The sequence below is a fragment of the Mesorhizobium sp. M8A.F.Ca.ET.207.01.1.1 genome (genome assembly GCF_004794715.1).
GTDB lineage: Bacteria > Pseudomonadota > Alphaproteobacteria > Rhizobiales > Rhizobiaceae > Mesorhizobium.
The window spans coordinates 70,939-89,782 of record NZ_SRUS01000004.1; the positions used below are offsets into that span (position 1 = coordinate 70,939).

Consider the following 18,844-nt stretch of genomic DNA (forward strand, 5'->3'; position numbering starts at 1 on the left):
AACAACCAACGGAGGAATGATCATGGCCATTGCAACCACGAACGGACAGCTTCTCGAAGCATTCAGCAAGATGCGGATCAAGCATCCATTGCTCGACAAGGCCCATCAATTATTCGACGACCTACGTTACGCCCGGCGCTCGTCGCCGGGGCGCCCGCAGAAGTTCGGCGCCCTTTTCGCTCCGTCGCAGTCCGGGAAGTCGATGAGCGTACAGATTTACATCGAAACGTGCGTGGTCGACGAGGTGATTGCACGCGGCTTGTTTCCGGCAGACATGGATCGGGCGGAGATCGCCCGGCAACAGAAGTTGGTTCTTCATGTCACGCTGTCTGCGAAGGCAAGTATGAAGGGCTTGGCGGCGGACATCCTTGCGGCGTTCGGCGACCCAGCCTCACCCAGAGGAACAACCCAGACCCTTTTCAAGCGTGTGTATGACTTCGTTCGTCGCCATGGGACTGAACTGATCATCATCGACGAGATCCAGCATGTCGCCGACAGCTTCACGAAGCTCGATGACCAGACATGGATCGGCCGTTCAGGGCTCGTTCACAGTACTGCTGTCACCGACACCCTGAAGACGTTTCTTCTCCAGGGTCTGGTGCCGCTCATGTTCATCGGCATCGAGGAGGCCAGGCACCACATCTTCAACGACATTCAGCTCGCTTCCAGATGCTATCAGGAACTCGACTTCACTGCACTCGATCTTGCGGTCAACGACGAGAAGTCCATTTTCTTCGACTACATCGGACGGCTGGGCTTGAAACTTCGGCAGCATGGAATTTTTGAGGAAGAGACGAACCTGCTCCTCGGAGATATTCCGGCCTACCTGCACGCCGCTGCTGGCGGCAGGCTCGGGATGGCAACCAACATCATACTGGCGGCGGCGATCGTCGCACGCGAAGAAAACGCGACCAATGTGACGAGAGAGCACATCGCACAGGCAATCGACGACTGGGCGATCCCGCTGAACATCATTGACTACAATCCGTTTCGAACGGGCCTTCGAACCCTCGACGTGAGGTCTGCGGCATGAGCACGAAACCGAACTACCTCGATACATTTCCTTCGGTAGATCCGGGCCGCCCCCTTGTGATTCCGGTCTCCCCGAAACCAGGCGAAGGGCTCCCTGAGTTGGTCCAGCGAGCGGCTTCAGAGAACGGCTACACTGCCACCAGTACCGTTCTGCTCGTATCCGGCCTCTCCGGGCGCTACGCTGCAGGAATTGCTACGAACGCCATTGGGCATGAGCAAGCGCTTGCCTCCACTCTAGGTGTTGAGGGTGGGAAGGAAACGATAGTCAACCTGATCTATCGGCCGGTTGAAGGCAGGCCTGGTTGGCACGAGTTTTTTGGCACGCCGATGCGCGTTGCTCACCGGGAAGTACTCAGACGCAGGGTATCTCCTTTGGCCCTGCGGCAGTCTAACCACGGTCGGGCCGTATGGTCCGTCAAGGTCCTGTCGTTTGATCCTGCGACGAAGGAAACGCTCCTGGACAAGTGTCCTGAATGCGGCACCTGGCTCGGTTACGGAATCAGCTATGGGGTATCCTCTTGCGGTAAATGCCTCCATGAAGACACCGAGGGCTTCATCCGGGGTCGCATCGATCTGAGGGACTATCCCCAGCCGAGGGTCGAAGTTGAGGACATGGAGGCGCTCGACTTCGTGACCGGACTGATCGATCCTAATCCGGAGGTGAGGTCGAGCTTCCGTCCCGCACTTCCGGAAGCGCTTCAAAGTTACTCGAGAGGTGGATTGTTCGAATTCGCGGTCGCGCTCGCATGCGCGATTACCGCTGATCCCGCGAAGATAACCGCGTTTCTGCCACGACCGGGGGCACGGGACGAGTATTCTCGCTTTTCGCCTGAGGTCCTTGCGCTAGCTGGAAGAACCATCCTGTCATGGCCGAAAGGATTCGATCGGCTGGCGTCCATGGCGAGAGAGAACGCGGATCTTCGGAAAGGGCATTTCGGCATCAAAAAGGAACTGGGCGCCCTCCTGGCACTCAGGCTGGATCCCCACATCGAACCTGGCTTGCGCGAAGAGTCTAGGATGGCGATCGAGCAGGACATGCGGCGAACCGCGACTGGGCACACCATGGTCCGTCGGAAGGAGAACCTTTTTCGTGAGGACCTGATGACCATGCAGCAGGCCTCGAAACATCTCGGCATCACCCGAAAAACCATGCGTCGGTTTGTCGACGATGGGGCGATTGGCGCTCATCGCGCCGGAACTGCGGAGAGAGCTCCAGTCCTAGTATCGCGAAAAGAAATTGAAGCGATATTGAAGGCTAGGAACGGATTCGTGCCAGCCGCGTCCCTTTCGAAAAAGTTCGGATTTCCGGTTATGGTCCTGCAAAGTTTGGCCAGGGCCAGCATCCTGGAGGAAAGAGCCAACCCCGCCGGTCTTGCGCCAGGTTCCTACTACGTAGAGGATTCGGTCGATGCTTTGCTGGGACAGTTAGATTGCCGCGCGCATCCGATCTCGACGCGAACCAATCTCGTGGATCTGCGCCGGGCCGCCTTGCTCGCCGGCTCGCCGAGCAAGAACCCTTGGCCGGGCATCTTCCGAGGAGTGCTTGAGGGGCAGCTTAAGCTCTTTTCGCGTAGTTCCGGGAAAGCTCTGCTCGGGAGGTACTTTCTGGAAGAAGCTGCCATTTCCAGCATTTCTGAAAGGGCTCTCACTTGGCCTGAGCCGGCGGATCGCGCACCGCTCATGCGCGCCGACATCGGCTTCCTTCTCGATCTTCCAACCCCATCCGTCTATGCCCTGATACAGGACGGGATTTTGAGCAGACGGCCTACCTTAAGCGAGATCCAAAAGTTCTATGGCGTGTTTGTCATGAGCAACGAAGCCGCTCGGCTACTCAGCGGCAGCGAATATCTTGAGGATTGGGACACATCCAGAATCTTGTCCGGCTCTGGACTCGAACCCGCCTACACGACCACTTACAAAAAGAGGCGCGTCTGGCGCCGAAGAGACGTCCTGCAACTGGCACGGATACTGCCCACGAACTAGCGGGTATCGTGTGACCGGCACCGTAATTCCGGCAGTTAATCGCTTTTTCAAGAAATGACTGAATAGTAGCCTGGGGCTGATGCCGCCGGGCCTTTTTTTCGATGGGCTGGGATTCTAGTCTTGATCGAAGCCATATTGAACGTTTGAATCGCTTCTGTTTGGCGCTTGAATCGCTATCATTTGTCAGGTGGTGCAATTTCAAGCAGTTAGCTGAATCGCTCAGAATTTGTCTCTACACTCAAGTAGTTGATTTTGATAGATATTTCAGAGGCGGCCCACAACGTGGACTCGAACCCCTCTTTCTGACCAGAACTACCCCGGCGATTTTCCTTGCGATCTTGGAATCGCTTGGTCATTAAGTTCACCTTCGCCGTTTCCTGAAGCAGACATCGTCGGAGACTGCGTTTCTAGGTCGCGAGAATGTTGGCCCTTTCTTGGTCGCGTCTTACAAAACTGCGCCACCCGCCATAGGCGGAGATATCGGCGGCGTCAGTCAGGCCGGCGGTTTCCACCAAAAACCCCTTTGCTGCGCTGCCATCCTCGAGTTCGATCGTTCCTACGCCCAGCGGTGGGGGGATGGCGGCGACGAATCGTCCGAACGCCTCCGGACCCAGCCGCCAGACCTCGACGTCTATTCGCATTCCATCCCTGGAGACCCGGACAAGGCCCGGCTTGGGCACGGATTGGCCGGCAAGCGCGTAGAGCCGGTAGGCAGGTGTGGTTTTCGTTACTCTCGAGAATTGGGCGCCTAGGTCTCTTAGCTGACCGTTGAGCGGCATCCCCGACAGATGCGCGCCGACCACCACCAGATCAATCGTCTGGTCCTGTGCAACGTTGCCAGGCAAGGCACTCCCCGGCTGCGCCCAGCCGGTCGCGCCGAGCGGAAGAGCGCTCATGGCATGAACGTCGCGCGCGAGCGACGCCGTGAGCCAATCCTTGCCCACCATACCCAGCAGGGTCACGCTCATCGGCAGCCCATCGTCGCGCTTGCCGGTCGGCACGGCGATGCCGCACATATCGAGCAGATTGACGAAATTTGTATAGGTACCGAGCCGACTGTTGGTGGTGATCGGATCGGCAAGCACCGCCTGGAGAGCGTAATGCGTTGGTGCCGTCGGCACACAGAACAGGTCGACAGAGGCGATGATCGGGGCGAGCTTGGCCTTGTAGGCCTGAAGCGCATAGAGGCCGTTGAAGGCATCGGCCGCTGACAGGCCGCGCGCGCCGCCAATGATTTTGCGCGTCACCGGATGCATTGCGGCTTCGTTGGCGTCCATGAAGTCGCGGATCGCCGCGTAGCGTTCGGCAACCCAGGCTCCTTCATAGAGAAGATTTGCGGTGGCGTAGAAATCGGCGAACGGAATTTCGACCAGCCGGCAACCAAGCTTTTCCAGCAAGCCAAGCGCCGCCTCAAACCCCGTCTGCATCGATGCGTCGCCGAAGAATTTCAAATCCGCCTTCTGCGGCACGCCGACCGTCAGCACGGGTGGGCGAGCTGCAAGCGCCGGCACCTTGATGGCGCGCGAATAGGCATCGGCCGGGTCCTTGGCCGCCGCCACGCCGTACACTGCGTAGGCATCGTCTACGGTGAGCGCGAATACCGAGATGCAGTCGAGCGTACGGCAGGCTGGCACAACGCCGGCGGCCGAAAGCGCGCCGACTGTCGGCTTCAGCCCGACGATGTTGTTGAGACCGGCGGGGATGCGGCCGGACCCGGCCGTGTCGGTGCCTAGCGCGAAGGAGACGATGCCGCGCGCCGTCGCAACGGCGGATCCCGAAGAGGAGCCGCCGGGCACCAGGCTGGCATCGACAGCGTTCCTCGGGATAGGATAGGGCGTGCGCACACCGACCAGACCGGTGGCGAACTGGTCGAGATTGGTCTTGCCGACCACCAGCGCCCCGACAGCCTTCAGCCGCGCCACCACGGTTGCGTCCTTGTCTGGTATGTAGGCATATTCGGCGCAGGCGGCGGTTGTCGGCATGCCGGCGACATCGATGTTGTCCTTGACCGCGAACGGCACGCCCCACAGAGGCTTGGCCACCGGATCGAACGGCCCGAGCTGTTTCGCCTGCGCCAGCATCTCTGCCTTGCCGGCGAGATGAATGAAGATGCCGGGATCGTCAGCCGCCTCGATGCGGGCGTGAACTGTATCGACCATGTCAGCGACGCTGACGCCGGCCGCATAGGCGGCGTGCAGGCCGCCGATGTCGAAGTGGATCTCGCTCATGTGGCCTCCCCCAGAATGATCACCGGCAGGTCCCATTGGATCAGCACGACGCAGCCGTCCTTGGTCCACACCGAATGCTCGGTCCCGACCGGGTTAAGGATGACGCTTCCCGTGGGATAGTCGCCATTCTCGTCGCTCTGCGTACCCTCGAGCACGACGATGGTTTCAAGCCCGACATGGCGGTGGCGCGGTACGCCGGCGCCGGGCCGGTAGTCGAGGATCGCCACCGACGGCTCGACCGGTCCGCCCTTGAGCAGCCAGTGCACCGTGATGCCTTCGCGAAAAGGCTCGAATGCCAGCTCGCGCCAGCCGCCACCGACGAGGCCGGCAAAACTCAGATTAGCCATCGGCAAGTCCTTGCAGCACCTGGTCGGTCGTCGCCGTCCAGCCGACAATGGCGCCTTGCGCCCGGATCATGGCGATGGCCGCCGCCTTGAACTCGGGAAAATAGCTTTCCGTCGCGTCTTCGGCGAGCAGGCACTCATAGCCGCGATCATTGGCCTCGCGCATCGTCGTCTGGACGCAGACTTCGGTGGTGACGCCGGCGAAAGCCAGTTGCCGCGCGCCGAGCCGCTTCAGTTCCTCATCAAGACTGGTCGCGTAGAAGGCGCCTTTGCCCGGCTTCTCGATGACGACCTCGCCGGGCAGCGGCGCCAGCTCGTCGAGGATCGCCGTTCCCGGCTCGCCAACGATAAGCACGCGGCCCATCGGCCCGACATCGCCGATGCGGATCGACGGATTGCCGCGGTCGCGCTTGGCAGGCGGCAGGTCGGAGAGGTCTGCCCGGTGGCACTCCATCGTGTGGATCACCGGCAGGCCGGCGGCACGGAACCCCTCGATCAGTCTCTTCACCGTCGGCACGATCGCGGTGACCCGGCTGACATCGTTGCCGAGGCTGGCGCCGAAGCCGCCCGGCTCGGCGAAGTCGCGCTGCATGTCGATGACGACCAGCGCCAGGGAGTCCGGATTAAACGCAAAGACGAAAGGCTGCGCATCGATTTCGGCCATCAGTGATGTCCCGCCATATGCTCGCCGATGGTCTGCACGCTCGCCTGCGCGATCGGCGTTTCGTAGACCAGCGCGCCGTCCGACATGACGAAGATGCGGTCCGACAGTTCCAGCAGTTCGTCGAGGTCCTCCGACATCAGCAGCACGGCGGCCCCGGCATTGCGCGCCTTCATGATACGGGCGCGGATCTCGGCCACCGCCGAGAAGTCGAGGCCGAAGCATGGGTTGGAGACGATGAGCAGATCGACCCCGCCGGTCAGTTCGCGCGCCAGCACCGCGCGCTGCACATTGCCGCCTGACAGCGAGGCGATGGGCGACGACAGCGATGCGGTCTTGACCTTGAACTGTTCGACTAGCCTGGCGCTGAAAGCACGGATCGCACTGGCATTGATCCAGCTCACCGGTCTGCCATTGCCGTCCATGTCGAAGGTGCGAAAGGAGATGTTCTCGGCCACGGTCATTTTCGGCGCGCAAGCATTCTTCAGCGGCTCCTCGGGAATGAGCCGGACATTGAGCGCGCGCGCCTCGGCCCGCGTCGCTGCGTAGGTGGCGCCGCGCACCAGCACCTCGCCGGCCTCGCGCGGACGCTGACCGGCCAGCACTTCCAGAAATTCCTTCTGGCCGTTGCCGGAAATACCGGCGATGCCGACGATCTCGCCCGATCGCACACCGAGATCCTCGATACGGATCGACTTCAGCCCGGTGCGGTCAGGCGCCTTCAGCGATCTGACCTTCAGCACGATCTCGGCATCCGGCTTCGGCGCCGCACGGCTGTCGAGGGCGGCGATCGGCTGGTCGCCGATCATCATCGCGGCCATCGCCTTATGGTCCAGGTCGGCGACGCGGCCGGTTCCCGTCAGCTTGCCCTTGCGCAGCACGCTGACATCGTCGGCGAAGGCGGTCACCTCATGGAATTTGTGCGAGATCATCAGCACGGTGAGGTCGCCGGCTTTCGTCATGTCGCGCACAAGCCCCAGCACCTCTTGCGCCTCGCCGGGCGTCAGCACCGAGGTTGGCTCGTCCAGCACCAGGAAGGAGCGGCCAAGATAAAGCTGCTTGATGATTTCGAGCTTCTGCTTTTCGCCAGCAGCAAGCTCCGCCACCTTGACGTCGAGCGGCAGCTTGAACGGCATGCGCTCCATGAACACGGCAAGGTCGCTGCGCTCCTTGCGCCAGTCGATGATGCCAGGAACCTTCTCGCGCGAGATGACGAGGTTTTCCGCCCCTGTCAGCGACGGCACTAGGGTGAAATGCTGGTAGACCATGCCGAGCCCAAGCGCCGAAGCGTCGCGCGGACTGGCGATTGCCACCTCGCGGCCGTCGACCAGCATGTCGCCTGATGTCGGGTGATAAAAACCCATCATGCATTTGACCAGCGTCGACTTGCCGGCGCCATTCTCGCCAAGCAGCGCGTGAAAGGAACCTGCCGGCACTTTCACCGACACGGCGTCCAGCGCGGTGAAGCCGCCGAAGCGCATGGTCATGCCGATGGTTTCGACGCCGACGGCTTTTCGGACACTGTCGCTCATCGCGGCCTCCTCATGGCAACTGAGCCACGAGCGCCGTCGAATTCGACACCGTGCCGAAGACGCCGCCTTGCATCTTGATCATCTTGATCGCCGCCAGATGGTTGCCGTGGTCGGTCGCCCCGCAGCAATCCTCCAGCATCATGCATTCATAACCGCGGTCATTGGCCTCGCGCATTGTGGTGTGCACGCAGACATCCGTGGTGATGCCGGTAAGTACGATGTTCTCGATGCGGCGCTGGTTGAGGATCAGCTCCAGGTCGGTGGCGCAGAACGAGCCTTTGCCAGGCTTGTCGATGATCGGCTCCCCCTCGATCGGGTAGAGGTCGGGGATGATGTCCCAGCCCGGCTCGCCGCGCACCAGGATGCGCCCGCACGGGCCGGCATCGCCGATACCGGCATTGATGCGGCGCGAACGCCAGCGCTTGTTGGCCGGCAGGTCGGCGAGATCGGGCCGGTGCCCCTCGCGCGTGTGGATGATGGTATACCCCTTGGCCCGCATCGCCGACAGCACCGCCTTGATCGGTTCGATCGGCGCCCGCACCAGCGAGAGGTCGTAACCCATATGGTCGACATAGCCGCCTGGCCCGCAGAAATCGGTTTGCATGTCGATGATGATCAGCGCCGTGTTGTCGGGCCGCAGGTCACCATTGTAGGGCCACGGATAGGGCTCGGCATCGATGGTGTGTTGGGCAATCTCGGCTCTGGCGTTCATAGGCAAAACTCCAGTCATTTGGTGCCAAGTCTCATTTGGTGATCGACAATTCGCCTGGCGCGCCGGCAAGCGTTCGTGTCGGCGAGGAGGTGACGATCATGATGATGAGGGTGAGGATGTAGGGAGCGGCGTAAAACAGGTAGTAGCCTTGCGTGACGCCGACCGATTGCAGCGCCGGGCCGAGCGCGCCGGCTCCGCCGAACAAAAGGGCCGCGGCAAAGCAGCCGAGCGGGTTCCAGCGCGCGAAGATGACCAGCGCCACCGCCATCAGACCCTGGCCTGACGAGATGCGCTCGGTCCAACTGCCGGGATAGTAGAGCGATAGGTAGGCGCCGCCGATGCCGGCCAGCGCGCCGCCGACGCCGGTGGCGAGCAGCCGCACCGTGTCGGGGTTGAGGCCCATGGCGCGTGCTGCATCGGAACTGTCACCGACGACACGCACTATGAGGCCGGCGCGCGTGTTGCGGAACGCCCACCACAGTATGACGGAAAGCACCGCGCCGATCAGGAACAGCACGTTGACGTCGAGCGCCGCCTGCACCTGCGGGATATCGGACCAACCGCCGAACGGAATGGCCGGCAGGTTGGGCGCCTTCGGCTTGATGAACGGCTTGCCGAAGAAGAAGGCGAGGCCCGAGCCGAACAGCATCAGCGCGATGCCGATGGCAATGTCGTTGACCCCACGAAATTTGCAGATCCAGCCATGGAACAGGCCGAAGAACAGGCCGGCGAAAGCTGCGGCAAGCAGGCCGAGCCACGGCGAGTTGGTCATCACCGCGACCGCATAGGCGGTCATGGCGCCGAAGACGAGCGTGCCTTCCAGCCCCAGATTGATGCGGCCGGAACGCTCGGTGATCGCCTCGCCCAGCGAGACGAAGATGAAGGGCGTCGACACGCGGATGGCGCCGCCCAGAATGGCCAGCGGCACGCCCCAGAGGCCGATCTCGGTCGCGTCCATCAGGAGGCCCTTTTCCAGAGGCCGGGATTGAAGGCCTTGAAGCGGCCGTAAAAGGTTTCGCTGAACAGGATGACGATGAAGATCATGCCTTGCAGCACCAGCACCGTGGCGTCGGGCAGGTCCATGCGGCGCTGGATCAACCCGCCCGAGGCGTCGATGCCGCCAAGCAGGATGGCGACCGGAATGATGGCCAGCGGGTTGTGGCGGGCGAGGAAGGCGACGAGGATGCCGGTGTAACCATAGCCGGCGGCGAGCGAGGCATTGGCGCTGCCTTGCACGGCGGCGACCTCCAGCATGCCGGCAAGCCCGGCGAAGCCGCCCGCCAGTGCCGTGAAGCCGACGATGAGCGGTCCGACGGCCAGCCCCTGCACCTGTGCCGCGCGCACATTACCGCCGGCGATGCGCGCGGCAAAACCCCAGCGGGTCTTTTCGATGAGCACCCAGGAGAGAACGCAGGCGACCACGCCAACGACCAGCCCCCAATGCACGTCCATGCCCGGAATGTTGCCGATGCGGTAGATGTCCGCCAGCGGCTGGGTCGAAGGTTTGTTGAGCGAGGCCGGGTCGCGCAGCGGCCCTTCCACCAACTGGTTCATCAGCGCGATGGCGATGTAGGCCATCAGCAGGCTGGAGATGGTTTCGTTGACGGCCCGGTAGTGGCGCAGCGCGCCGACGGCACCGATCCAGATGCCGCCGGCGGCCATGCCCGCCACGCCCATGGCAAGAATGACGATTGACGATGGCGAGCCGCTGAGCGCCACGCCGATGGCAGCAGCACCAACGCCGCCCAGCACGATGGCGCCCTCACCGCCGATGACGACGAGGCCAAGCCGCGCCGGGAGTGCCACGCAGAGCGCCGCCAGAAGCAGCGGTGCGGCCCGCGACAGCGAGTTCTGGATCGAGAACCAGGAGCCGAAGCCGCCCCGCCACATGGTCTCGTAGAGCAGGATCGGCGACTTGCCGACCAGTGCGATGAACAGGCTGAACAGCGCCATGCCGACGACAAGTGCTGCGAGCGGAATGACGAAGGCTTCCGCCCGCCGCGCGATCCATTCCAGCACCGGAGGATATCCCCTGGCGCCGAAGAGTGCCGGCATGCCGGCCCCTGTCACCGTGTCCACCATCGTCCCACCCCCAGATCAGGCGGTCGAGCCGACGACGCCCTCGACCAGATAGTCCATGCTTTCGAGCTCGATCGCTGTCTCCGGGAAAGCCTGCCCCGCGGTGGCGACGACGGCGCCCTTGTTGCTCTTCAGCGGTCCCTTGATGACGGCGAAGCCGCCCTTCATCATTTCAGCCAGGGTGGCGTCGAACTGCTTGCGGCCTGCTTCGCCGACGGCGGGCCCTAGCGGGCTCATCTTGACGAAGCCGTCGGCAAGGCCGCCACGCGTGAAGTTCGGCAGCGGCGTGCCGGCGACGAGATCGTCGACGAACATCTTGTAGACCTTGGCCCAGTTCCACTCGGCGCCGGTGAGATGCTTTTCGGGCGCCAGCGGGCTCTGGTTGGCATGGTAGCCGCAGACGAAAGCGCCGCGCCCGGCGGCGGTCTCGACCACCACTTTCGGGCTGTCGACATGGCAGGTGATGACATCGGCGCCCTGGTCGACCAGCGCGTTGGTGGCTTCCGCCTCCTTGACCGCCAGAGACCACTCGCCGGTGAAGATGACCTGGCAAGTGATGGTCGGATCGACCGAGCGCGCGCCGAGCAGGAAGGAGTTGATGTTGAGCAGCACCTGCGGAATGGGCTTGGCCGCGACGAAGCCGAGCTTCTTGGTCTTTGAGGTGTGGCCGGCGACAACGCCGTTGAGATACTGGCCCATGCCGATATAGCCGAAATAGGAGCCGGCATTCATCGGGTGCTTCGCCTTGTCCCACATGCCGCCGCAATGGCGGAACTGCACGTTGGGGAATTTCGCGCACATGGCCAGCATGTGGGGGTCGAAGTAGCCGAAAGAGGTCGGGAAGATCAGCGAGGCGCCGTCGAGATTGATCATCGATTCCATCGTCTTCTGGACGTCGACCGTCTCCGGTACGTTCTCCTCCTCCACGACGGTAATGCCCTCGATGGCCTTCAGCGTCGCCGCACCTTCGGCATGCGCCTGGTTGTAACCATAGTCATCCTTCGGCCCGACATAGATGAAGCCGACGGTGGCGCTGGCGGCAAAGGCCCTGCTGACGGGAAAGGCCGCGGACGCAAGCCCGAGTGCCGCTCCGGCGGCGGAGGTCTTGAGCAGCTGGCGGCGGCTAAGCAAGAATCGGTCGGTCATTTCTTATGCTCCCCTGTAGGACCTTTTCCGGGTCGGTTAACGCCTTCTCAAGAAAGTGCATGCAATTGCTATGCCAATCCAGAAATTAAAATTTACCCAATAAAATCAGTAATAATATCTTTTGGCATTGCACAATCGGAAGGCAACTGCATGCACTTTTTGCCTTGGAATCAGACAATTTGACAGGAAGATTAAAACATAGGCATACAGGGTACGACTGAGTCGGAAGCGGACTTTCGTTCGGCCGGTTCATGGTCTGGAAATGAAAACGGAGGCTTGGAGGAGGCGTGTCGGGAAAGCGCAGCTTGGTCCGATTGGGAACGACCGTTGATCAGATGGTGAGGGCCATCGGCGACCGCATCGTCACCGGCGTACTGCGCCCTGGTGAAAAGCTCGACGAAACCTCGCTTGCCGCCCGCTTCGAGGTGTCGCGCACCCCTGTGCGCGAGGCGCTCGGACAGCTAAGCGCCATGGGTCTGGTTGAAAGGCGACCGAACAGAGGCGCCATCGTCGCCGTCGTCACCCAGGAATATCTCACCTCGATGTTCGAAAGCATGGCCGAACTTGAAGGCATATGCGCGCGCTTCTGCGCCGAGCGCATGACCGTCAGCGAGCGCCGCGCGCTCGAGGCCGAGCACGAGGCCTCGGCACGGCTGGTGCGGCTGGGCGCCGAGGAAGACTATGAATATTTCAACACCGAGTTCCACAGCCGGCTCTATCGCGGCGCTCACAGCACGCACATCTATGAGCTGACAGCGACGACGCGCAGCCGTCTTGCCCCTTTCCGGCGTGCCCAGTTCAGGTTGGCCGGACGCCTTGCCAAATCCTGGCAGGAGCATGACGCCATAGTCACCGCGATCCTGCGTGGCGACAGTGCCGCTGCGGGGGCGGCCGCAAAGGACCATGTCGCAATCGTCAGCGTGGCAAGCGCAGTTTTTGCCGTCGGTGAGCAGCCAAGTGGCCCAAGAGCAGCAACGCCATTCGCCGCCACCGTATCAGGCAAATGACCTGAGCTTCTGAGGCTCATCCACTTTCGAGTATGTTGGCCCCTGAGGCCTGCTCACAAGCGGCATTGGAATTGCTCAGTGTTCGAAAGGCTCTCCCAGCGAAGCCACGCCGTTGAGCTTGAGCAGGCGCCGGTTCGAGGAAATGACGCCCAGCACGACGATTGTCACGAGATAAGGCAGGCTCGACAGAAGTTGCGAGGAAATGTCGAGCCCGGTCGCCTGGGCCGCGAGGCTTGCGAGGGAGACGGCGCCGAAGAGGCAGGCGCCGAGGAAGATACGGCTGGTGAGCCAAGTGCCGAAGACCACGAGCGCGATCGCGATCCAGCCGCGCCCGGCGATCATGCCGTCGGCCCAGAGCGGCGTGTAGACCACGGCCGCGTAGGCACCGGCGAAACCCGCAAACGCGCCGCCGAAAGCGACAGCGGCGAAGCGCACGGCGATCACCGGATAGCCCAGCGCATGGGCCGCCTTGGGATTCTCGCCGACGGCGCGCACGACAAGGCCGGTCTTGGTGTAGGCGAATATCGCCCAGATGGCGACGGTCACGGCCAGCGAGAGCCACACGATGACGTCCTGAGCGAAGAGGCCGCCGATGACCGGGATATCTGAAAGCCAGGGCAATGAAAGCTTCGGCAGGCCCTTGACCGTAAGGCTCTCATAGCTCTTGCCGAACAATGCCGAGAGGCCCTGGCCGAGTATGCCTATAGCGAGTCCCACCGCGACCTGGTTGGCGCGGAACCCCAGCGCGATGATGGCAAAGACAAGGGAAAGAGCCGCGCTGGCGAGGCCCGCGGCGAGGAAACCCAGGAGGTGACCGCCGCCATGATAGACGATGATGAAGGCGACGACCGCTCCCATGGCCATCATTCCCTCCACGCCGAGATTGAGGACGCCGGCCCGCTCGGCCACCATTTCGCCCAGCGCGGCCAAAAGGAACGGCGTGGCCGCCGCCAGCATTCCGGCGACGATGAACTCGACGGCATTCATGGAGTGCTTCCGTGAGCGGCATGGCGCCATTCGAGCCGGTAGCGGACGAAGGCCATGGCGACGAGATAGGCGAGCAGCAGGCTACCCTGGAAGACCCGGACAGCGGCGATCGGCAGATTTGCCGAGACCATGGCGTTGTCGCCGCCGATATAGAGGGCCGCCATGAGCAGCGCGGAAAAAACGATGCCTATCGGGTGAAGGCCACCGAGATAGGCCACGATGATGGCGGCGTAGCCGTAGCCGGTCGAGATGGAGCGCTGCAACTGGCCGAGCGGCCCGGCCACCTCGGCAGCCCCGGCGAGGCCAGCCGCTAAGCCACCGATGAGGAGCGAAAGCCAGATCGCGCGTCCTTCGTTGAAGCCGGCGTATCCGGCCGCGCGCGGAGCAAGACCGCCGACCTGCAGCTTGTAGCCGGCGAAACTCCTTTGCATGAAGACCCAGGCCGCGAGGGAGAACGCGAAGGCGATAAGCAGCGAGACGTTGACGCGGGTGCCGGGGATCAGGATCGGTACCATCGCGTCGTACTGGAACATCACCGACTGCGGGAAGTTGAAGCCGGCCGGGTCCTTCCAGGGGCCAAGAAGCAGATAGTTGAGAAGTTGCGCCGCAACGAGCGCCAGCATGAGCGACACGAGAATCTCGTTTGCGTTGAGCCGCACGCGCCAGAACGCCGTGAGCGAGGCCCAAAGCGCGCCGCCCAGCGCGCCGAGGACGAGCATGGCGGGCCAGATCCACTGACCTGTTGCCTGCGGGAGCCAAATGGGAATGGCCGACGCGAAGATCGCGCCGAGGATGAACTGGCCCTCGGCGCCGATGTTGAAGATCTTTGCGCGAAAGCCGATGGCAAGCCCCTGCGCAATCAGCAACAGCGGCCCCATCTTGAGCAGGACTTCCGAGAATGAGGCCCAGGAGAGGAAGGGCTCCAGAAGCATCGCATGGAAGACGGCGCCCGGATCGCGGCCCATCAGCAGGTAAAGCCCGAGATTGAGCAGCGTCGCCAGACCGAGCGCGGCGGGCGGGGCGACCAGCTTGATTGCAAGCGAGGCATATTCCCGGCGAACCAGCACGGGAAGGGAAAGTCGGAACGAGGCGTTCATGCGGGGATCTTTTCGGCCGTCGAATGCGCGCCGATCATGTAACGGCCGATCTCCTCGGGCTTGGTGTCGCGCGTCACTAGCGGCGCGCTCAGCCGACCCTGATGGATCACCTGGATCGCATCGCAAAGCTCGAACAGTTCCTCCAGTTCCTCCGAGATGACCAGGATGGCCATGCCTTCGTTGCGCAGGGCGACAAGGCGCTGGCGGATGGCGGATGCCGCGCCGACGTCCACGCCCCAGGTGGGCTGCGCCACAAACAGCAATTTAGGGGACAGCATAATCTCGCGGCCCACGATGAATTTCTGCAGATTGCCTCCCGAAAGCGCCCCCGCCTCGGCCTCGGGACCCGGTGTACGCACGTCGTACTGCCGCACGCAGTCTTCTGTGAAGGCCTTCGCACGGGCCGCGTCGACGAGGCCGCGTTTCAAGAGGCCGGAGGGATGTGCGGTCAGCAGGCTGTTGAGGACGAGCGACATTTCGGGCACCGCGCCACGGCCCAGCCGTTCCTCCGGAACGAAGGCGAAGCCCAGCCGCCGGCGGGCAGCCGCATCGAGCGCGCCGACATCCTTTCCCATGATGAAGATACGCTGTGACTGTTCGCGCGGCAGCATCGTCTCGCCCGAGATCAGCGCGGCGAGTTCGCTCTGCCCGTTACCCGAGATGCCGGCGATGCCGAGGATCTCGCCCGCCCGGACCGTCAGGCTGACATCGGAAAGCGCCGCGGCGAAGGGATCGTCGGGTCGATGGTCGAGGCCGACGATTTCAAGGCGCTTTTCCCCGCCGGAATGTGCGACTGCCGGCATGGGCTGCGGCATGTCGCGGCCGATCATCATGCGGGCGAGGTCGTGCGCGTCGTGGTCGCGGGGATCCACATTGCCGGTGATGCGACCGCCGCGCAGGATGGTCGCGCGGTCGCAGACCGCACGGATTTCCTCCAGCTTGTGCGAGATGAAAAGGATGGACACGCCGCCGTCGCGCAGCCGCCGCAATGTCTCGAAAAGCTTCTCCACCGATTGCGGCGGCAGGACGGAGGTCGGTTCGTCGAGGATCAGGAGCTGCGGTTCGGTCATCAGGCAGCGGATGATTTCCACCCGCTGCCGCTCTCCAACCGAGAGCGCGTGCACATGGGCGAGCGGATCGACTTCCAGGCCGAAGTCGCGGCCGAGCTTGCAGATGCCTTGCGCAAGGTCCGATTTCCTCCCGGGCACGACCAGCCGGACGTTCTCCACCACCGTCAGCGTCTCGAACAACGAGAAATGCTGGAAGACCATGCCGATCCCCTTGCGCCTCGCATCCGCCGGGGACGCGAGCGCCAGGGGGGCTCCTTTCCAGGTCGCTGTTCCGGCGTCCGGCTGCTCGACGCCGTATATGAGCTTCATCAGCGTCGATTTGCCCGCACCGTTCTCTCCGAGGATCGCGTGGATAGAGCGCGGAGCCACGTCCAGTTCAATGTCCCGATTGGCATGGATCTGGCCGTAGCTCTTGGAGATGCCGCGCAGCGACAGGAGCGGGGCGGTCATGGTTACTTGGGCAGCGGCGTGGTGACACCCTTGACGTGCCAGTCCATGGCGACGATCTCGGCCACGGCCATAGTCTTGCCGGCGGGGACGCCTTCGCTGCCGTCGGCCTTGGCGATCGGACCGGCAAAGGGCGAGAAGCTGCCGTCGGCGATCTTGGCTTCGACTTCCTTGATCTTGGTCATGATGTCTGCCGGGATGCCCGGGTTCCAGTCGACGACCTCGACGACCTTGTCGCCGACCCCCAGGAAGGCGCTGGCGCCCTTGAAGGTACCAGCAAAGTGGGCGTCGACCGAGGCTTTGAAGAAGGGCGACCAATCGGTCGCCACGCAGCCGAGATAGGTCTTGGGCGCGTATTTCTTCATTGACGAGTTGAGGTTGAAGGCGGGGATGCCTGCCTCTTCGCAAGCCGCGACGACGGAAGGCGTGTCCTGCGCGTTGGAGAAGATGACGTCGCATTTCTGCGCCAGCAGCGCCTTGGCGGCTTCCTGCTCCTTGGCCGGGTCGAACCAGGAATTCACCCATACGACGGAAACCTCGACATCGGGCTTCACAGCCTGCGCACCCAGCGTGAACGCGTTGATGGAGGTTATCAGCTCGGGGATGGCGAAGGCCGACACCGAGCCGAGCTTGCCCGTCTTCGAAAGCGAGGCCGCCGCCATGCCCATCAGATAGGTGCCCTGGGAATATTGTGCCGCGAAGGGTGAGAAGTTTGGCGCCACCTCGAAACCGGACGCGTGCAGCACGGTGACATCGGGATTGCGGCGCGCGATCTGCAGGGCGCCGTTCTGATAGCCGAAGGAGCCGGCGATGAGGACCTTGTTCCCGTCCGCGACCGCCTTGTTCATGATGCGGTCGGCGTCGGGGCCTTCCTGAATGTTTTCGAGGATGGTGACCTTCACCTTGTCGCCATAGGCGGCCTTGACCGGCTCGAGCCCGTCGGCCAGCGCACGGCCCCAGCCGACGTCGCCGACCGGCGAGGGGACCACCAGCACGATGCCCAGCGGTCCGTCGGCGGCGAGCACGCGGCTGCCCACCGCGGCGACGAGCCCGGTAGCGGCGGCGCCCTTCATCAAGGTTCTGCGGGTAAGATTTGTCAGCATGTCGGTTCCCCTTGCTTTTGGTTTTGGTTTTGGTTGCTAGAATTCCACGGTGGCGAGCGCCGCCTCGGCTTGCGCGAACAGCCTTGCCTCGTCGAGCCCGGGGAATTCTCCCTTGGCCCAGACGATGCAGCCGTTGATCATCGTCATGTCGGTCGGCGTGCCGATGCCCACCTTGGCCAGCAGGCTCAGCGGATCATGCCGCGTGCCGACATAGTCCATGCGCCGCGTGTCGATGGCGAACAGGTCGGCGGCCATGCCGGGCGACAGCCTGCCGATATCGCCGCGCCCGAGCAGCGCCGCGCCACCTGTCGTCGCATAGCCGAGGAAATCGACCGGCGGCGGAACCGGGTGGTCGCGTGTCGACGCCGCAAGGCATTGCAGCATGTAGGCTGAATGGATGCAGTGCATCAGGTTGGAATTGTCATTCGAGGCGGCGCCGTCGCAACCCAGTCCTACACTCAGCCCGAGGGCCGACATCGCCGGTATGTCGGTGATTTCGGCGCCGACGAGATAGACCGGCTCCGGGCAGTGCGCCACGCCGGTGCCGATAGCGGCCATCTTGCGCAGTTCGTCGTGGGTCAGTTCCCAGCAATGGGCATAGAAGGCATCCGTCCCGGAGAAACCGATCTCGGCGCAATAATCCACCGTGCGCAGGCCGTGGCGGGCTTGCATGACCGGACTTTCGCCTTCGCCGACATGGGTGTGCATGCGCACCTTGCGGTCGCGCGCCAGCGCTACCGATTCCACGAATGTCTCGCGATAGCAGTTGACCGGCTGGCAGGGCGCGACCACGACCTGACGCATGCTGAACTTACCGTCATCATGGTAGGTGTCGATCAGCCGGGCGCAGTCGGCGATGAACTCGTCCGTCGTTTCCAGCATGGCGTCGGGGATGGTCGAGCCTTCCGATTTCGGCAGCGTGTTGCCGCCACGTCCGGCATGGAAGCGCATGCCGAGCAGTTCGGCCGCCTCGAACTGTCGGTCGATCAGCCTTTTGCCGGCATGCCGCGGAAAGCAGTATTGATGATCGAATGCCGTCGTGCAGCCGTGCTTTATCAATTCCGCCATGGCCGTGACCGATGAGTGATAGAAGCACTCCTCGGTCAGCCGTGAGAAGATGGGATAGATGCGGTCGAGCCATTCGATGACCGACAGCTTCGTCCAGTCCAGATCGGCGCGGTTGCGCACGAAGCACTGAAAGAAGTGGTGATGGGTGTTGACGAGGCCGGGATAGACGAACCAACCGGCGGCGTCCTGCGTGACGGTCCCCACAGGCAACTCACCCTTATCCAGGGCTTCGCCGATGGCCCGTACAGCCGGGCCGTCGGTCAACACATCGACGTTGCGGCGGACGCGCGGACCGTCGCCATCGTCCACGATGACCGCGGCACAGTTCTTCAACAGATAACCCGCCAT

At 63.0% G+C, this 18,844-nt stretch carries 16 protein-coding genes; 3 read left to right on the plus strand and 13 right to left on the minus strand.

Annotated features, from left to right (window positions below; genetic code table 11):
* The first annotated feature begins 22 nt into the window (after window positions 1–22).
* Together EN850_RS12690 and EN850_RS12695 are read left to right on the plus strand one after the other, a co-directional pair.
* Window positions 23–1,033 carry an ATP-binding protein gene (locus tag EN850_RS12690; RefSeq protein WP_136091400.1) on the plus strand — a complete coding sequence of 337 codons (1,011 nt, stop codon included), beginning with the start codon at window positions 23–25 and terminating at the stop codon, window positions 1,031–1,033.
* The gene (locus tag EN850_RS12695) at window positions 1,030–3,015 is read left to right on the plus strand and encodes a helix-turn-helix domain-containing protein (protein ID WP_136091401.1); all 1,986 of its coding nucleotides are present in this window, start codon (window positions 1,030–1,032) and stop codon (window positions 3,013–3,015) included. The genes EN850_RS12690 and EN850_RS12695 overlap by 4 nt, the downstream gene beginning before the upstream one ends.
* 407 nt (window positions 3,016–3,422) lie before the next feature.
* Here the strand turns inward: EN850_RS12695 and atzF are convergent, their stop codons facing one another.
* The 8 genes from atzF to EN850_RS12735 are packed head-to-tail and all read right to left on the minus strand — an operon-like array spanning window position 3,423 to window position 11,717.
* Window positions 3,423–5,243, minus strand: coding sequence for an allophanate hydrolase (gene atzF / locus EN850_RS12700; RefSeq protein WP_136091402.1), 1,821 nt, complete (start codon window positions 5,241–5,243; stop codon window positions 3,423–3,425).
* Window positions 5,240–5,590: a cupin domain-containing protein gene (locus EN850_RS12705; protein WP_127870081.1), complete on the minus strand. Its 351-nt coding sequence runs from the start codon at window positions 5,588–5,590 to the stop codon at window positions 5,240–5,242. Before EN850_RS12705 ends, atzF begins: the two co-directional genes overlap by 4 nt.
* Window positions 5,583–6,251 (minus strand): cysteine hydrolase, encoded by a 669-nt coding sequence (locus tag EN850_RS12710; RefSeq protein ID WP_136091403.1) that lies wholly within the window; start codon window positions 6,249–6,251, stop codon window positions 5,583–5,585. The genes EN850_RS12705 and EN850_RS12710 overlap by 8 nt, the downstream gene beginning before the upstream one ends.
* On the minus strand, window positions 6,251–7,780 hold the full coding sequence (locus EN850_RS12715) for an ABC transporter ATP-binding protein (RefSeq protein ID WP_135867294.1): 1,530 nt from the start codon (window positions 7,778–7,780) through the stop codon (window positions 6,251–6,253). Before EN850_RS12715 ends, EN850_RS12710 begins: the two co-directional genes overlap by 1 nt.
* A gap of 10 nt (window positions 7,781–7,790) precedes the next feature.
* On the minus strand, window positions 7,791–8,492 hold the full coding sequence (locus tag EN850_RS12720) for an isochorismatase family cysteine hydrolase (protein ID WP_127870084.1): 702 nt from the start codon (window positions 8,490–8,492) through the stop codon (window positions 7,791–7,793).
* A 31-nt stretch (window positions 8,493–8,523) separates the two neighbouring features.
* Window positions 8,524–9,450, minus strand: a complete 927-nt coding sequence (locus EN850_RS12725) for an ABC transporter permease (protein WP_127278475.1) — start codon at window positions 9,448–9,450, stop codon at window positions 8,524–8,526.
* A complete protein-coding gene (locus EN850_RS12730; RefSeq protein ID WP_136091404.1) occupies window positions 9,450–10,574 on the minus strand; it encodes an ABC transporter permease in 1,125 nt (374 codons plus the stop codon). The genes EN850_RS12725 and EN850_RS12730 overlap by 1 nt, the downstream gene beginning before the upstream one ends.
* A gap of 15 nt (window positions 10,575–10,589) precedes the next feature.
* The gene (locus EN850_RS12735) at window positions 10,590–11,717 is read right to left on the minus strand and encodes a BMP family ABC transporter substrate-binding protein (RefSeq protein WP_136091405.1); all 1,128 of its coding nucleotides are present in this window, start codon (window positions 11,715–11,717) and stop codon (window positions 10,590–10,592) included.
* A gap of 335 nt (window positions 11,718–12,052) precedes the next feature.
* Here EN850_RS12735 and EN850_RS12740 point away from each other — a divergent pair, with 335 nt between their 5' ends.
* A complete protein-coding gene (locus EN850_RS12740; protein WP_136091406.1) occupies window positions 12,053–12,724 on the plus strand; it encodes a GntR family transcriptional regulator in 672 nt (223 codons plus the stop codon).
* Between the two features lie 75 nt (window positions 12,725–12,799).
* On the opposite strand, the gene EN850_RS12745 is transcribed toward EN850_RS12740, so the two are convergent.
* From EN850_RS12745 to EN850_RS12765, 5 genes are read right to left on the minus strand one after another with little or no spacing between them, the layout of a single operon-like run.
* Complete coding sequence (locus EN850_RS12745; RefSeq protein WP_136091407.1) at window positions 12,800–13,711, minus strand: ABC transporter permease; 912 nt, start codon at window positions 13,709–13,711, stop codon at window positions 12,800–12,802.
* Entirely contained in the window at window positions 13,708–14,808 is a 1,101-nt protein-coding gene (locus tag EN850_RS12750; RefSeq protein ID WP_136091408.1) for an ABC transporter permease, read from the minus strand. Before EN850_RS12750 ends, EN850_RS12745 begins: the two co-directional genes overlap by 4 nt.
* Window positions 14,805–16,328: an ABC transporter ATP-binding protein gene (locus EN850_RS12755; protein WP_136091409.1), complete on the minus strand. Its 1,524-nt coding sequence runs from the start codon at window positions 16,326–16,328 to the stop codon at window positions 14,805–14,807. The genes EN850_RS12750 and EN850_RS12755 overlap by 4 nt, the downstream gene beginning before the upstream one ends.
* Window positions 16,329–16,330: 2 nt before the next feature.
* Window positions 16,331–17,425, minus strand: a complete 1,095-nt coding sequence (locus EN850_RS12760; protein ID WP_189343778.1) for a BMP family ABC transporter substrate-binding protein — start codon at window positions 17,423–17,425, stop codon at window positions 16,331–16,333.
* Between the two features lie 39 nt (window positions 17,426–17,464).
* Entirely contained in the window at window positions 17,465–18,844 is a 1,380-nt protein-coding gene (locus tag EN850_RS12765) for an amidohydrolase (protein WP_136091410.1), read from the minus strand.

Bases quoted from the DNA above. Each gene is read 5' to 3' on its own strand.
- EN850_RS12690 (WP_136091400.1), top strand. From the start codon at position 23: ATGGCCATTGCAACCACGAACGGACAGCTTCTCGAAGCATTCAGCAAG.
- EN850_RS12695 (WP_136091401.1), top strand. From the start codon at position 1,030: ATGAGCACGAAACCGAACTACCTCGATACATTTCCTTCGGTAGATCCG.
- atzF (WP_136091402.1), bottom strand. From the start codon at position 5,243: ATGAGCGAGATCCACTTCGACATCGGCGGCCTGCACGCCGCCTATGCG.
- EN850_RS12705 (WP_127870081.1), bottom strand. From the start codon at position 5,590: ATGGCTAATCTGAGTTTTGCCGGCCTCGTCGGTGGCGGCTGGCGCGAG.
- EN850_RS12710 (WP_136091403.1), bottom strand. From the start codon at position 6,251: ATGGCCGAAATCGATGCGCAGCCTTTCGTCTTTGCGTTTAATCCGGAC.
- EN850_RS12715 (WP_135867294.1), bottom strand. From the start codon at position 7,780: ATGAGCGACAGTGTCCGAAAAGCCGTCGGCGTCGAAACCATCGGCATG.
- EN850_RS12720 (WP_127870084.1), bottom strand. From the start codon at position 8,492: ATGAACGCCAGAGCCGAGATTGCCCAACACACCATCGATGCCGAGCCC.
- EN850_RS12725 (WP_127278475.1), bottom strand. From the start codon at position 9,450: ATGGACGCGACCGAGATCGGCCTCTGGGGCGTGCCGCTGGCCATTCTG.
- EN850_RS12730 (WP_136091404.1), bottom strand. From the start codon at position 10,574: ATGGTGGACACGGTGACAGGGGCCGGCATGCCGGCACTCTTCGGCGCC.
- EN850_RS12735 (WP_136091405.1), bottom strand. From the start codon at position 11,717: ATGACCGACCGATTCTTGCTTAGCCGCCGCCAGCTGCTCAAGACCTCC.
- EN850_RS12740 (WP_136091406.1), top strand. From the start codon at position 12,053: ATGGTGAGGGCCATCGGCGACCGCATCGTCACCGGCGTACTGCGCCCT.
- EN850_RS12745 (WP_136091407.1), bottom strand. From the start codon at position 13,711: ATGAATGCCGTCGAGTTCATCGTCGCCGGAATGCTGGCGGCGGCCACG.
- EN850_RS12750 (WP_136091408.1), bottom strand. From the start codon at position 14,808: ATGAACGCCTCGTTCCGACTTTCCCTTCCCGTGCTGGTTCGCCGGGAA.
- EN850_RS12755 (WP_136091409.1), bottom strand. From the start codon at position 16,328: ATGACCGCCCCGCTCCTGTCGCTGCGCGGCATCTCCAAGAGCTACGGC.
- EN850_RS12765 (WP_136091410.1), bottom strand. From the start codon at position 18,844: ATGGCGGGTTATCTGTTGAAGAACTGTGCCGCGGTCATCGTGGACGAT.